The following is a 14,437-nucleotide window of genomic DNA, read 5'->3' as shown; positions in this document are numbered from 1 at the left end:
CGAGCAACATGTGCTGGGCAAGCCACTAGTATCATAGCGCCATGCCCACACTATGCGGTCTCTTACGTCAACGTCCAGTAAATTGCCCCGGTAACAACCCGGTGGTTTGCCCATCCTGCTTTAGCCCTCAATAGCGCCTTCATAGTGTGTTTTTTCGACATGACGAAATTCTCAACGCTAATGAGGCAGCGGTTTTGCTAACTCACTTCAAAAATGCGCCTGTATGACGAAGTTACGGCGTTTTGCCTATCCTGCATTAGTGCTTCACCGTCTTTCATACATCACCCCGCTTGCATTGCAGTTGATACCGACTGCACCCGTTCAGCCTAACGGCCCTCCTTGGAGGACTTGAATGAAGTTGGTGGCTACAACACGGGCATGATAGAACTCGTCCAACGAAGACTTGAGGGTGGTACGGTTATGTGCGGGAGCGAACGCTGGACCGTGAAGTGTCAGGGTACTGCTGATGGAAGTGGCGACGTCATCGTTGAATTGCCGTTGGAACTACTCGCAAAAATGGGCTTAGCCCTTGGGGACGATTTGGATGTCGAGATTTTGAATGACGCGATTATCCTCAAGCCCAAACGTCTCATCGACGCCCTTCGTGACAACCCTTGATTTGAGCTGACAGCTCCGGAGTCGGTATTTCGTCTGGCTTGCGGCGTCGAGTGGCGCTCTGCCGACCGTAGCGAAACCTTATGGATAGACCGGTCAGGCCGGGCTGAGGGCTTTACTTCATCGCGCTTGCTACGATCTCATTCAATTCAATCTCACCATTGATGTAGCGCTCGCCCGGGAGCAGCATTGCTTCGGTGACTTCAAATCCCGACTGGATTAGTGACGCAGTGGCAAAGCTCACAGCTTTTATCCGCTCACTCCGTTCGGACTCGGTGAGCAGCTCTGTGTCCGGCCGATCGTCACTGGTTGAGGGGGGAACTTTGCCTTGCTGTTTGGCTGCATTTTGATTTTCGAAGGTCATACCTGTCCCTGACGAGCTTGAGAAACTTTGTTCATGCACAAAGGAATTGAAGTTGACGACCCTCAGGCTACGCGCGTTGACCAGACAACAGGATCTTGATGGAAGCCTTGGTATACATGAAATCGTGCAGTAGCCAAAGCGCCAAGGTTCTTGCTGGATGTGGTGTCAAGGGCGGCACCGGAGGCCGCATGCGGAGCGGAGCCGAAGGCGAGCACCGAACGGGCGAGGATGCCGGGCGTAGCCGTACCCTTGACTCCACAGGAAGCGCTCAGCCTATCGCCAGGGGTAGGTCAAGGGCTCCGCCCGCCGTGCCTGCCCCGCAGCCAGTCCGGCAAGTTCGGACACGGGATGCAACCGAAGGGGTTGCCCAAGCAGGGCGCGGAGCTTCAAGGCTGATGTTCAAACATTCCAATCGTTTGGATTTCTGATCCGTGTCTGCGTGTTCCCTGATGACTCGCTGGGGAGAACATCCGTTAGACTAGCGGTTCTTCAAGGAAGCTTTTCAAAGGAGTGAACCGGTGCAAACCAACCAAACCGTCAGTTGCCCACATTGCATGAACGACGTCCCGTGGGGCGCCTCAGTTTGTAGAGGCTGTCATGCGGAAATTGCCTATGGCACGCCAGGGGCAATCACCATCTTTTTCATTGTCGTTTCAGTGGCGGCAGGTTGGTATGCGGCGAAGCTCGTTCATGATCACCTCTCCACCAATTCGACATTCCTCTGGATTGTGTTCGGGGTCGTACTGGTGCTGGTAGGCATTCTGTCCATCAAGATCTGTAAACGTCTTTACAAAGGTAGGACTTGGTTTCGAAGGATTTATCGGACCAAGTGATCGTCCGGTCTTGAGCGTTTGTGTACGCAAATACCATCAATGCGTACACGCTGAAACTGTCTTGTTTTTTGCCGTTAGGTAATTAAATTCAATAGGTTAACGTTCTTTCGTAACCCATCCCCCCGCCCTTCCCGCAAGCGGGAAGGGAGCGAGTCGCCCTCTGTCGTCAAGGGTGCAGGGGAGGCCTCCGGCCTTGATCCCCTACACCCGTGCCGTGAGCGTGGGTCGCTTCTGCCGCATCAAGGGGCCGGGTCCTCGTCGCTTCGCTCCTGCGGGCCGCACCAACCCCTTGACCCGTCATCCGCTTGTTGAAGTTGCTCAAAAAAGACCTCGCCGAAGCGAGGTCTGATGAACTTTGATTCAAGGCCTAGCGGTTCACTTTTCCCCCTGTCGCATTGCCCCAGTTTTTGCCCATGTTCTGCATGACGTGCTGTCGGTACGCGGGGTTCCAGGCTTTGTTACCAGCCGCAAGGTGGTTCAGTCGTCCAGCGGTGACCATTTGCCCCGACTGCATGTCGCGGCGTGTGGACTGTCGGTTAGGCCTTTGGTGATCGGTGAAACGGCACCGCTTGCGATTCCGCGTAGGGTGAGTCCTGTACTTGATAACCCGCCTGCAAGGCTCCCAGCAAAAGCGTTGGCTTGCTGCAACATTTACAACACCGCGACCGTCACCGCCAGAAGTTCCAGAAATGTGGCGATGGGGTAGTCAGCGGGTGTTGCGAGTATGTCGCCTGTCAGCGAAGAGAAAAACTTGATCCCGAAGCTGAGCACTGTGACCACCAGCGCGATTTGCAATGTATGTAATCACCTGGGCGGACCAGCTATCGAACCATTCTGATGTGAACTGCCCGAACAACAGCATCATGATGCAAATTGGCCCGATGCCCCATGCTCCCCGCGACCATTCTCACCGAAAACACCAGATTGGAGTCGATAGGTCGCACCGGGCTATCCATCGCAGCTTTGAACACTTCAGTGGCGCGCTTGCTCATTGGAACGGTTCGGGAGCCGTCGTTCTTCGTGTCTGAGAGACGTAGCCTCGACCAGTCCTCCGCATCACGCTTTGTGCGGAAGGTTTTGGCGACAGTGGGCCAGCCATTTTTACGAATGAGCGCCTTCCAAGTGCCGGAAGGGGTTTTGACGAGAGTAGCCATGAGAGGGGGCTCCTAGGCGGCTGGCAAACCAGCACTGTACCTAAATTGTACCCTTGGACCATAGGACTGTATCTGTGATGGTCCAGCCAGAAACGCGAAAGCCGCGCAATGCGCGGCTTTGGAGTTGGTGGGCCCACACGGACTTGAACCGTGGACCAAAGGATTATGAGTCCTCTGCTCTGACCAACTGAGCTATAGGCCCTAAACAGGTCGCGGATTATAACGATGGTTTCTCCGCTGTGCTATCCGAAAAGTCCTCAAGGTCCATACGAAGAAACGTCGCTGCAAAAAGCTCCGGTGGCAGGGGCAGGCTGACGATGTAGCCTTGCATCTGTTCACAGCCCTCGGCGGCGAGGAATGCCTGTTGAGCAGGGTTCTCCACACCTTCGGCGATGATGGTGAATTGCATGCTGTGGCCCAAGGCAATGATGGCGCGCACGATCGCGGCGTCGTGCGGGTCGTCGGGCAGGCCGCGGACGAAGGATTGGTCGATTTTCAGGAAGTCCAGCGGCAGGCGCTTGAGGTAGCTGAGGGACGAGTAGCCGGTGCCGAAGTCATCGATTGCCAGCTGTACGCCCAGGCGTTTGAGCTGATGCAGGACTTCCAGCGCTTCTTCGGCCTGGCTCATGATGAAGTTTTCGGTGATCTCCAGTTGCAGGCAGCCGGGGTCGAGGCGGTAGTCATGCAGCAGCTGTTCGATGCGCCCCAACAGGCCGGGGTGACGCAGTTGCGCGCCAGCGAGGTTGACCGACAGCGGGCCGAAATCATCGAAGGCGGATTGCCAGGCATGCATTTGCCGGCAGGCCTGCTCCAGCACCCAGTCGCCAATCTGCAGGATCATGCCGTTCTCTTCGGCCAGGGCAATGAAGTGTTCGGGCGGTACGTCGCCAAAGGTGGGGTGACGCCAGCGAATCAGTGCTTCGGCGCCGATCAGTTCGTGGGTTTCCAGGCTGAGTTTGGGTTGGTAATACAGGCTCAGCTCGTCGCGCTCGATGGCGCGGCGCAGTTCATGTTCCAGCGCCACGCGCTCGTTGGCCTGGGCGGTAAGGTCGCGGGTGTAGCTTTCGACGCGGTTACGGCCCTTGGCCTTGGAGCGGTACATTGCCGCGTCGGCGTTTTTGACCAAGGTGGCGACGTCGGTGCCATCCTGGGGATAGAGGCTGGTGCCAATGCTGGCGCTGATGAAAAACTCGTGTTCGCCGGCCTGGAAGGGCGGCGTGAAGCACGCCAAAAGCTTGTTCGCCAGGTACTGGGCGTCGCTGGCATGTTGCAGGCCGGGGAGCAGGATGATGAATTCATCACCGCCCAGGCGCGCAACGGTGTCGATGTCGCGCAGTTGCTCCTTGAGGCGCACCGCGATGTCTTTGAGCAGCAGGTCGCCGATCGGATGGCCCAGGCTGTCATTGATGTGTTTGAAGCGGTCCAGGTCGAGAAACAGCACGGCACCCTGTTTGCCGGTTTCTTGATGGCCATTGAGGGCGGCCTGCAAGCGGCTCTCGAACAGGGTGCGGTTGGGCAGACCGGTCAGTGGATCGTGGTGCGCCTGGTAGTCGAGACGGGCCTGGGCCAGTTTGAGGCTGGAGATATCGGCAAAGACGGCGACGAAGTGCGTGATCATCTGGTCGCGGTTGCGCACGGCGCTGATGGTCAGCCAGCTGGGGTACAGCTCGCCGTTCTTGCGCCGGTTGGAAATCTCGCCCTGCCAGTGCCCCTGGGCAGTCAATTGGTGCCACATCGCGGCGTAAAACGCGCTGTCATGCAGGCCGGAGGCGAGCAGGCGCGGTGTATTGCCAAGGGCTTCAGCCTCGCTGTATCCGGTGATTTCGCTGAAGGCGCGGTTGACGGCGCTGATGTTCTGCCGAATGTCGGTGATCAAGACGCCTTCGGCGGTGCTTTCAAACACCGTCGCGGCCTGTTGCAGTTTTTCCTGCATCAGCTGGCGTTCGGTAATGTCGCGGGCGATGGTCAGCATGCAATCTTCACCGGCAATCGGCAGCGGGCGGCTGGACACTTCACATAGCCGGATCTGCCCGTCGCTGCGGCGGATATGGCAGATGAAGTCACGCACAAAACCATCGCGGTGCATCAACTCCAGCATGTGCTTGCGCTCGTTGAGGTCGACCCAGATGCCCAGGTCCAGGGTGGACTGGTCGAGGGAGGTGGCACTGTTGAAGCCGGTGATGCGGCTGAAACCATCGTTGACTTCAATCAGCAGGCCATCGCGTTGCCGGCTCAGCAGCAAGCCGTCAGGGGAGGCGTGGAAGGCTTTGGCGAACTTCTCCTCGGAGGTTTGCAGTTGTTGCTGGGTTTCCTTGAGTTGGGTGATGTCGCGCACCACCACCACCAAGGCTTCGGTGGTGTCGAGCTGGAACGGCTCGGCCGAAATCAGCCCGGTGAACGCCTGGCCGTTGCTGCGCCGGAACGGCATTTCGAGGTTGCGGATACTGGTGGTTTGCACCCGTTTCAGCAGGTCGGGGCCGATGCCCGGGATGCCCCAGATATTCAGGGACGTCGCAGTTTTGCCGAGCACTTCCTCGGCCGTCAGGCCAACCTGGTCCTCGAACGCTTTGTTGACCTCCAGCAGGCAGCCATCGGACAGCCGCGCGATCACCAGAATGTCCGGGCACTGCTGGAACACGGAGGCAAATTTCTGCTCGGACAGTTGCAGCGCCTCCTCGGTGCGCTTGGCTTCGCTGATGTCGATCATCAAGCCGCGCAGTACCGGTTCGTGGCCGTGTTCGATCAGGCTGACAATGTCGCGCACCCACAGGCAGCGACCGTCGGCAGTGATCACCCGGTAATCGACACTGTGATCGCGGCTGGCGCGGGTTTCGCGGTAGCAATAGGCTTCGGTCCGCGTCAGGTCGGCCGGGTGGATGATGTTGCGCCAGAAGCCCGGAATCAGCCAATGCGCGCGGGGATAGCCGAGCAATTCCTCGGCATGTGGTGAGACGTAGCTATAGGTGAAGTCGGTGACGCTGGCTTCCCAGGCAATGGCGGACAGGCTCTCCACCAGCCCGCGATAGTGATATTCGCTGCTGCGCAGTTCCTGTTCGAGGGCGACACGGCGGGAAATTTCCGAGCTGAGCCGACGATTGATCCGAATCACGATGGCCAGGACGGTGCTCAGCAACAGCACCGCAGGCAGGCCGTACATCAGCAGATCGGTCCAGAATGTGCGGTGATCGGTAAAGCTGCCGACCCAGTGTTGCTGGATCGCGTCGGTTTCCTGCGGGCTGAGGTCGGCCAGGACCTTGTCCAGGATGCCCACCAGCATTTTGTTGTCTCGTGGCACGCCCATCGCCAGTTGGTAGCGATAGGGAGTCTCGCCGCTGACGTACAAACCATCCAGTTTGAGCTGGCGCAGGCTCCAGACGCTGGAGGCCAGGTCGCCGACCACCGCATCCACCTCATCGGTCGCCAGGGCCTGCAACGTCGAGCTGACGTTTGGCATGGCCACCAGGTTGAGGTCGGGATGATGAGTGCGCAGCAGCTCATGGGGAGCGTAGTTCTCGACCACGGCAATCTTCAGGCCGTAGAGGTCCTTCAGGGTGCGGGGAGTCGCGCCGCCTTCATGGGCCAGGATGACGATAGGGAAGTCCAGGTACGGGCGCGTGAACGCCATGTAGCCCTGGCGCTCCGGCGTGGACATGATGCCTGGCAGCAGGTCGAGCTGGTTGTTGCGGGCCTGCTCCAGCACCGCGCTCCAGTTCACTGGCTCGATCAGCTTGACCCTCACGCCGAGGCGGTCCTGGATCAGGCGCACGTAATCCGCCGCCAGGCCTTGGTAGCGGCCGTTTTCGTCGCGGTATTCAAAAGGTGGCCACGACGCGTCCACCCCCAGGCGCAGCTCCTGATGGTCCGCCAGCCAGCCACGCTCATCATCAGTAAGAGTCAACGCGCCAGCCGTTGCGGTCCAGGTCAGCAGCGACAGCAGTAACACAGTCGGCAATCTGGGCATAACGGTCTCGTTATGGCACGGGGAATGTTTCGAGTGTAGACGGGCATTGCGGGGGAGGGGTGGTGCGGGGGCAGTTAATCTGTCGAGTTAAATCGATACAAAACAAAACCCCCGGCCTGGGCCGGGGGTTCTGGTATCACTCGTCGAGGAAGGAGCGCAGATGCTCGCTTCGCGTCGGGTGGCGCAACTTGCGCAGCGCCTTGGCTTCGATCTGACGGATCCGCTCACGGGTCACGTCAAACTGCTTACCGACTTCCTCAAGGGTGTGGTCGGTATTCATGTCGATGCCGAAACGCATGCGCAGTACCTTGGCTTCACGGGCAGTGAGGCCGGACAGTACGTCGCGAGTCGCTTCTTTAAGGCTCTCAACGGTGGCGACATCGATTGGCGACTGCATCGTCGAGTCTTCGATGAAGTCACCCAGATGGGAGTCTTCGTCATCACCGATCGGGGTTTCCATGGAGATCGGCTCTTTAGCGATCTTCAATACCTTGCGGATCTTGTCCTCAGGCATTTCCATGCGTTCGCCCAGCTCTTCCGGGGTCGGTTCGCGACCCATTTCCTGCAACATCTGCCGGGAAATACGGTTGAGCTTGTTGATCGTCTCGATCATGTGCACCGGAATACGGATGGTGCGGGCCTGGTCGGCGATCGAGCGAGTGATCGCCTGACGGATCCACCAGGTGGCATAGGTCGAGAACTTGTAGCCGCGACGGTATTCGAACTTGTCCACAGCCTTCATCAAGCCGATGTTGCCTTCCTGGATCAGATCGAGGAATTGCAGGCCACGGTTGGTGTACTTCTTGGCGATGGAGATCACCAGACGCAAGTTCGCTTCAACCATCTCTTTCTTCGCGCGGCGGGCCTTGGCCTCACCGATCGACATGCGACGGTTGATGTCCTTGATCTCGGCAATCGTCAGACCGGTTTCGGTCTCAAGCGCGGTCAGCTTCTGCTGGCAACGGATGATGTCGGGCTGCAGGCGACCAATGGCTTCGGCGTATTTCGCCTTGCCCTTGGCCAGTGCGTCGGTCCAGCTTTCGTCAACTTCGTTGCCCGGGAACTGGCGCAGGAAGTCGGCACGCGGCATGCGTGCATCACGCACACACAGCTGCATGATTGCGCGTTCTTGTGCACGCAGACGCTCAAGGGCGCTGCGAACACGCTCAACCAGGCCTTCGAATTGCTTCGGTACCAGCTTGATCGGCATGAACAGCTCAGCCAGGGCCAGCAGCTCGGCAATTGCCTGCTTGTTGGCGCGACCGTGCTTTTTCAGGGCCTTGCGGGTGATTTCCATTTGATCGGAAACCGCACCGAAACGCTGGGCAGCAATGATCGGGTCCGGACCGCTTTCGACTTCATCTTCGTCATCGCCGCTGGCTTCAGCGTCGTCGTCTTCGGAATCGTCGTCGGCTTTCGCGGCCTTGGCATCGACAGGCGGTGGTACTTCGGCGGCAGGCGGCGCAATGCCGTCGTCCGGATCGATATAACCGCTGAGGACGTCGGACAGGCGGCCACCTTCGGTGGTGACGCGAGTGTACTCGGAGAGAATGTGGTCAACCGTGCCTGGGAAGTGCGCGATTGCGCCCATCACTTCACGGATACCCTCTTCGATACGCTTGGCGATTTCGATTTCGCCTTCACGTGTCAGCAACTCGACGGTACCCATTTCACGCATATACATGCGCACAGGGTCAGTCGTGCGACCGATGTCGGTCTCCACCGCGGCCAGCGCGGCAGCGGCTTCTTCAGCGGCTGCCTCGTCGGTATCGGCGTCGGCCAACATAAGGGCGTCCGCATCCGGAGCACTCTCGTGTACGGGGATCCCCATGTCGTTAATCATGCGGATGATGTCTTCCACCTGCTCTGGATCTGAAATATCCTCAGGCAGGTGATCGTTGACCTCTGCGTAAGTCAGATACTTCTGCTCACGACCAAGGGTGATCAACTCTTTGATACGAGACTGCTGTTGCGCTTTTCCGGACATAACACCCTATCCACTGAAGGTCTTGGCGGGCAAAAAACAAGCCGAGGATTATACCCGAGCTATGACCTCACACGCCAGCTGAGGTCGGGTTTGATGCGGAAACATTCTGTTTTAAGAGGTCGCGCATCTGTTTTGCTATCTGAATTTGCTCTTCAGCCGACAATCCCGGCTGCCTTGCTCTCTTGATCAGTTCATCGAGGGTCTGCGTGTGCTGACCCGCGGATAACCTAGTAATGGTGTCTAAAAACTGTTGTTCAAGGTTATCGCCGTCAATTAGCCACTCCTTTTCCGCGAGGGCTTTCAACAAGCGGCCTTGTTCGGTTCCATGCCAGCGAGCCATCAGCTGAATAGAGTTTAGCTTAGGATTTTTCTGCACGGCTTCGATCAGGGCGATCAGCACCTGAGCGTAAGTGTTGCTCTCGTTGGCAAAATGTTCGGCACTTTCAACCTTGCCCGCCAGTTGCGGGTGGTGGATAAGCGTGCGCAGGGCAATCAACGTCGGTGCCTCTACGGCAACCGGCGTGCGTGGTGCGTAGGCTTCGTCGCGATCACCGCGCTTGCCGTTCTTGCTCCAGGGCTTCTTGTCCCATTTCTTGCCGCCGGCGCCGGGTTTTTTCGGCGTCCATTCCTGCTGTGGCGCGTAGGCCTCCTGCGGTTGATGGAAATCCGAATAGTCCGGCATGGCGTCGTAATCCATGCCTGGGTCGTAGGCAGGCGGCGCGTCCTGCGGGGCGTTGTGCACCAGCTGGCTGACGGCTTCACCGCTCAATCCGGTGATTTCGAGCAGGCGCATGCGCATCAGCGATTTCAGGTTCGCGCCTGGGACTTTGTCGATCAACGGCGCAGCGAGGGTGGCCATGTGGGCCTTGCCTTCAAGCGAGCGTGGATCGGCTTCTTCGGTCAGTTGCTGGAAGAAGTAGTCGGCCAACGGCTGTGCATGCTGGTTAATGCGCGCGCGGAACGCGTCGGTGCCTTCGGAGCGGACCAGGGTGTCCGGGTCTTCGCCTTCGGGCAAAAACAGAAAGCGAGCGCGGCGCCCGTCCTGCAGGCTCGACAGCGTGGCTTCGAGGGCGCGCCAGGCGGCGTTGCGGCCGGCCTGGTCGCCGTCGAAGCAGAACAATACGCTGGGCACCACGCGAAACAGGCGCTTCATGTGTTCTTCGCTGGTCGCGGTGCCAAGGGTGGCCACCGCATTGCGCAGGCCTTGCTGAGCCAGCGCGATCACGTCCATGTAGCCTTCAACCACAATGATTTCATCGAGGTTGCGGTTGTTCTTGCGCGCCTCGAACAGCCCGTACAGCTCCTGGCCCTTGTGAAACACCGGGGTTTCCGGGGAGTTCAGGTATTTGGGCTTGTCGTCACCCAGTACGCGGCCGCCGAAGGCGATGATGCGGCCCCGGCTGTCGCGGATTGGAAACATCACGCGGTCGCGGAAACGGTCATAGCGTTTGCCGGTCTCGGCGTTTTCCACCAGCAGGCCGGCATCGATCATGGCTTTTTGCTGCAGGGTGTCGCTGCTCAGGTGCTTGTAGAGGTTGTCCCAGCCCGGTGGGGCGAAACCGAGGCCGAAGTCGCGGGCGATTTCACCGGTGAGTCCGCGACCCTTGAGGTAGTCGACGGCGGCCTTGCGCTGCGGATGGCTTTTAAGCGCCTGACGATAGAAGTCGGCAGCGGCCGTCAGCAGCGGGTACAGCGGCGAATCGGTAGGCTGGCGCGGTTTGTGCGCACGGCCACTTTCCTCGCGAGGGATTTCCATGCCGGCGGCTTTGGCCAGTTCCTCGACGGCCTGGGGGAAGTCCAGGTTGTCGTGGTCCATGATGAAGCCGAGGGCGTTGCCGCCGGCGCCGCAGCCGAAGCAGTAGTAGAACTGCTTGTCAGGGCTGACGCTGAACGAGGGGGTCTTTTCTTTGTGGAACGGGCAGCAGGCGGTGTAGTTCTTGCCGGCCTTCTTCATTTGCACGCGCGAGCTGACAACATCGACGATGTCGGTGCGGTTCAGAAGGTCGTCAATAAAGCTCTGGGGAATCAGCCCGGCCATGGCGTTCTCGTCATCACTGCGTGTAAATGAGGGCCCGTGAAGTGTTCAAGCGCGCGTATCGAGTGCTCGAGCATCTAGCGTCTGCATGGGGTGTACGGAAGTGTATCTGCCGAATATTCACTGACGTTAGTTTCTAATCAGTCTTCGGTGTGGAAATGTTGCCCTGACGCCCGGTATTGGCCAACGGTGGGCCTCGGAAACGCCTTGATGGGCACAGTCGATCCAGTTGATCGCCTGTTTATGGAATAAGTGTGCTCGTCAGTAGCCTTGTTAGGCTCGTCAGAAGAGACGTGCACCGCTGGCAGAAGAGCCAGTCCTGACGTGTGAAGCAGTGTCTCGGTCGCGTGTGCGGCGTCGACGGTGAAGCATCAAGCGATATCCGCAAATGCCAACAGCCCGGCTGAGGGCCGGGCTTGGCAGAAGCTTGCTACGAACGTCTGTGTATTAGTACAGACGAACGGCGCGGCGCTGCTCGCGCTGAACTTTCTTGGCGTGACGCTTAACAGCGGCTGCTGCTTTACGCTTACGCTCAGAAGTTGGCTTCTCGTAAAATTCGCGGCTACGAACTTCAGCCAGAACACCGGCTTTTTCGCAGGAGCGCTTGAAACGACGCAGAGCTACGTCGAAGGGTTCGTTCTCTTTTACTTTGACGGCTGGCATCCAGAGCTACCTTCTTTCATTACCGGGATCAACGTTCTCGTCGCAAAAAATTCGCGGCTGAGGTCGTCGGTTTTTAAGGGTTGCGGATGTTAACCCCTCATTGCCCGGAATGCAAAGCCTCTGATCGAAAACCGCTAGTCGGGAGGGGGAGTGGCGACTATTATGCGCGCCTTCGAATTCAGCCTCTACAAGGCGCAAACCCATGCTAGTACTGGGACTTGAAACCTCCTGCGACGAAACCGGTGTCGCACTTTACGACAGTGAACGCGGGCTCCTGGCCGATGCGCTGTTCAGTCAGATCGACCTGCACCGCGCTTATGGCGGCGTGGTGCCCGAGCTCGCCAGCCGTGATCACGTCAAGCGCATGCTGCCGTTGATTCGCCAGGTGCTGGATGAAGCCGGTTGCGTGCCGACCGAGATCGACGCCATTGCCTACACCGCTGGCCCCGGATTGGTCGGAGCCCTGCTGGTGGGGGCCTCTTGCGCCCAGGCGCTGGCCTTCGCCTGGGGGATTCCGGCCCTGGGTGTGCACCACATGGAAGGCCATTTATTGGCGCCGATGCTGGAAAAAACACCGCCGCAGTTCCCGTTCGTCGCTTTGTTGGTTTCCGGCGGTCATACGCAGCTGGTCCAGGTCGACGGGATCGGCCAATACACGTTGTTGGGCGAGTCGCTGGATGACGCTGCCGGTGAAGCATTCGACAAGACCGCGAAGATGATGGGGCTCAATTATCCCGGTGGTCCGGAAATCGCCCGGCTCGCCGAAAAGGGCGTGCCGGGCCGCTACACCTTCCCGCGCCCGATGTGCGATCGGCCGGGCCTGATGTTCAGCTTCAGCGGCTTGAAAACCTCGGCGCTGAACACCTGGCAGCAGAGCGTCAGCGCCGGGGACGACAGTGAGCAAGCCCGTTGCGACATCGCGCTGGCGTTCCAGCAGGCCGTGGTGGAGACTTTGACCATCAAGTGCAAGCGTGCCCTGAAACAGGCTGGCATGAAGCGCCTGGTGATCGCAGGCGGCGTCAGCGCCAACAAGGCCTTGCGCGCTTCGCTGGAGAAAATGCTCGGCGACATGAAGGGTGATGTGTTCTACGCGCGGCCGGAGTTCTGCACCGACAACGGCGCGATGATCGCCTATGCCGGTTGCCAGCGCCTGCAGGCCGGGCAACATGAAAGCCTGGCGATCAGCGTGCAGGCACGTTGGCCGATGGAGCAGTTGTCACCGCTGTGAGGTGCAGCGTGGGCCGCGCGCATTGGGGGTATTTAAAAATGCCGTTCGCGCCCGGCAAACAGGTCGCGTAAATTGCCCCGGTGGCGCCAGACGATCAGCAGCGTCAACACGCTCATCGGCAGCAGCGCTGCCGGTTCCTGCCAGGCCAGCAACGGCAGGGTGAGCGGGGTGGCGATCAATGCGGCCAGTGAGCTGGTGCGGGTCAGGTAGAACGTCAGCAGCCAGGCCAGCACGGCCAGCAACGCCGCCGGCGGGTAGATCCCCAGCAGCATGCCGGCTGCCGTCGCGACCCCTTTGCCGCCGCGAAAGCGGAAGTACAGCGGAAACAGATGGCCCAGGACGGCGCACACGCCCACCCAGGCCTGCTGCTGCAGGGACAGGCCGGCAGCATTGGCGATCAGTACGGGCAAGAGGCCCTTGCAGACGTCGCCGAGCAACGTCAGGACGGCAAGTTTCTTGCCCGCCAGGCGCAACATATTGGTGGCGCCGGCATTGCCTGAGCCACTCATTCGCGGGTCGGGATTTCCCGTCAGGCGGCTGAGCAAAATGGCAAAGGACAGCGAGCCGAGCAGGTAGGCGAGAATCGCCAGTGACCAAAACATGCTAACTATTCCGGGCGAGGACGCCCTGATTCTAACGGGGCATCGCGCCCTTGTCGTGCTGCGGAGAAGAGTGCTTGGACAGAGTGTTTATCGAAGGCCTGGAAGTCGACACCGTGATCGGGGCCTACGACTGGGAGCGTGGCATTCGCCAATGTCTGCGCCTGGACCTGAGTTTTGCCTGGGACAATCGCCCGGCGGCTGCGGGTGACGACCTGACCCTGGCCCTGGATTACGCCAGCGTGTCCGCGCGTATCCAGGCCTTTGCCGAGCAGTCCCAGTACCAACTGGTGGAAACCTTCGCCGAGCGCCTGGCCGAAGTGCTGATGAGTGAATTCCAGATTCCCTGGCTGCACCTCAAGTTGACCAAGCCGGGAGCCGTGCCGGCTGCCAAGGGCGTGGGCGTGGAGATCGAGCGCGGATGTCGCTAACTCAGGTTTACCTTGGTCTCGGTAGCAATATCGAGCGCGAGCCGCGTTTGCATGCAGGCCTGGACGCCCTGGCGAGCTTTTTGACGGATATGCGCTGCTCGGCGGTGTTCGAAAGCCAGCCAGTGGGCATCAAGAGCGGGCCCTTCTTCAACCTGGTGGTGTCGGGCTATACCGACCTGCCGTTGATGGAGCTGGACCGTCGGCTCAAGTTCATCGAGGCCGATAACGGTCGCTATGCGCCAGACCGCAAGGGCCTGCCGCTGGACATCGACGTGCTGCTGTATGGCGAACTGGTGGGCAATTTCGATGGTTTGATCCTGCCGCGTGCGGAGATCCTGAAGAATGCGTTTGTGCTGTGGCCGCTGTCGTTGATGGCGCCGGAGCGTGTTCACCCTGAGGTCGGCAAGACCCTGGCTGAGCTGTGGCGCGATGCACAGATTGACCAGGTGCTGGCCCCGGTCGCATTTGAGTGGCAAGGCCAGCAACTGACGCCGAACACACTCCTGTAGAAGTCCCGCTTGCCGGCGCTAGCGACCCCGGGTACGCGCTCGCCCGCAAGCCCGGCGG

Annotated in this window: 12 protein-coding genes, 1 tRNA gene and 1 pseudogene; 5 read left to right on the top strand and 9 right to left on the bottom strand. The window is 59.5% G+C overall.

What is annotated here, in order from left to right; translation table 11 throughout:
• Window positions 1–348 precede the first annotated feature (348 nt).
• On the top strand, window positions 349–618 hold the full coding sequence (locus tag QMX97_RS21910) for an AbrB/MazE/SpoVT family DNA-binding domain-containing protein (RefSeq protein ID WP_282397596.1): 270 nt from the start codon (window positions 349–351) through the stop codon (window positions 616–618).
• A gap of 112 nt (window positions 619–730) precedes the next feature.
• On the opposite strand, the gene QMX97_RS21905 is transcribed toward QMX97_RS21910, so the two are convergent.
• Entirely contained in the window at window positions 731–979 is a 249-nt protein-coding gene (locus QMX97_RS21905; protein WP_282397595.1) for an antitoxin VbhA family protein, read from the bottom strand.
• A 518-nt stretch (window positions 980–1,497) separates the two neighbouring features.
• Here QMX97_RS21905 and QMX97_RS21900 point away from each other — a divergent pair.
• Window positions 1,498–1,812 carry a hypothetical protein gene (locus QMX97_RS21900; RefSeq protein ID WP_282397594.1) on the top strand — a complete coding sequence of 105 codons (315 nt, stop codon included), beginning with the start codon at window positions 1,498–1,500 and terminating at the stop codon, window positions 1,810–1,812.
• A gap of 651 nt (window positions 1,813–2,463) precedes the next feature.
• Here the strand turns inward: QMX97_RS21900 and QMX97_RS21895 are convergent.
• The 7 genes and pseudogenes from QMX97_RS21895 to rpsU form a co-directional block, all read right to left on the bottom strand.
• Entirely contained in the window at window positions 2,464–2,607 is a 144-nt protein-coding gene (locus tag QMX97_RS21895; protein WP_282397593.1) for a hypothetical protein, read from the bottom strand.
• A 242-nt stretch (window positions 2,608–2,849) separates the two neighbouring features.
• Window positions 2,850–2,966, bottom strand: a pseudogene (locus tag QMX97_RS32125) (site-specific integrase); the annotation flags it as partial.
• A gap of 125 nt (window positions 2,967–3,091) precedes the next feature.
• A tRNA-Ile gene (locus tag QMX97_RS21885) sits at window positions 3,092–3,168 on the bottom strand.
• A 15-nt stretch (window positions 3,169–3,183) separates the two neighbouring features.
• On the bottom strand, window positions 3,184–6,927 hold the full coding sequence (locus tag QMX97_RS21880; protein WP_282397591.1) for an EAL domain-containing protein: 3,744 nt from the start codon (window positions 6,925–6,927) through the stop codon (window positions 3,184–3,186).
• A gap of 136 nt (window positions 6,928–7,063) precedes the next feature.
• The gene (rpoD, locus tag QMX97_RS21875; protein WP_065904657.1) at window positions 7,064–8,914 is read right to left on the bottom strand and encodes an RNA polymerase sigma factor RpoD; all 1,851 of its coding nucleotides are present in this window, start codon (window positions 8,912–8,914) and stop codon (window positions 7,064–7,066) included.
• Window positions 8,915–8,981: 67 nt separating this feature from the next.
• Window positions 8,982–10,952, bottom strand: a complete 1,971-nt coding sequence (gene dnaG / locus QMX97_RS21870) for a DNA primase (RefSeq protein WP_065904655.1) — start codon at window positions 10,950–10,952, stop codon at window positions 8,982–8,984.
• A 444-nt stretch (window positions 10,953–11,396) separates the two neighbouring features.
• Entirely contained in the window at window positions 11,397–11,612 is a 216-nt protein-coding gene (gene rpsU / locus QMX97_RS21865) for a 30S ribosomal protein S21 (protein ID WP_002551877.1), read from the bottom strand.
• A 202-nt stretch (window positions 11,613–11,814) separates the two neighbouring features.
• On the opposite strand from rpsU, the gene tsaD reads away from it, so the two are divergent.
• Entirely contained in the window at window positions 11,815–12,840 is a 1,026-nt protein-coding gene (gene tsaD / locus QMX97_RS21860) for a tRNA (adenosine(37)-N6)-threonylcarbamoyltransferase complex transferase subunit TsaD (protein WP_065904654.1), read from the top strand.
• Window positions 12,841–12,872: 32 nt separating this feature from the next.
• On the opposite strand, the gene plsY is transcribed toward tsaD, so the two are convergent.
• Complete coding sequence (gene plsY, locus QMX97_RS21855; protein ID WP_065904651.1) at window positions 12,873–13,442, bottom strand: glycerol-3-phosphate 1-O-acyltransferase PlsY; 570 nt, start codon at window positions 13,440–13,442, stop codon at window positions 12,873–12,875.
• A 74-nt stretch (window positions 13,443–13,516) separates the two neighbouring features.
• On the opposite strand from plsY, the gene folB reads away from it, so the two are divergent.
• Window positions 13,517–13,870 (top strand): dihydroneopterin aldolase, encoded by a 354-nt coding sequence (gene folB, locus QMX97_RS21850; RefSeq protein ID WP_015886183.1) that lies wholly within the window; start codon window positions 13,517–13,519, stop codon window positions 13,868–13,870.
• On the top strand, window positions 13,861–14,379 hold the full coding sequence (gene folK, locus QMX97_RS21845; protein ID WP_065904649.1) for a 2-amino-4-hydroxy-6-hydroxymethyldihydropteridine diphosphokinase: 519 nt from the start codon (window positions 13,861–13,863) through the stop codon (window positions 14,377–14,379). Before folB ends, folK begins: the two co-directional genes overlap by 10 nt.
• Window positions 14,380–14,437: the final 58 nt, after the last annotated feature.

It is taken from the genome of Pseudomonas sp. PS01298, assembly GCF_029959745.1.
In the GTDB taxonomy this organism is placed as follows: domain Bacteria; phylum Pseudomonadota; class Gammaproteobacteria; order Pseudomonadales; family Pseudomonadaceae; genus Aquipseudomonas; species Aquipseudomonas aylmerensis.
Note: the sequence above shows the minus strand (reverse complement) of the source record. Positions and strands in the feature narration are given on the sequence as shown.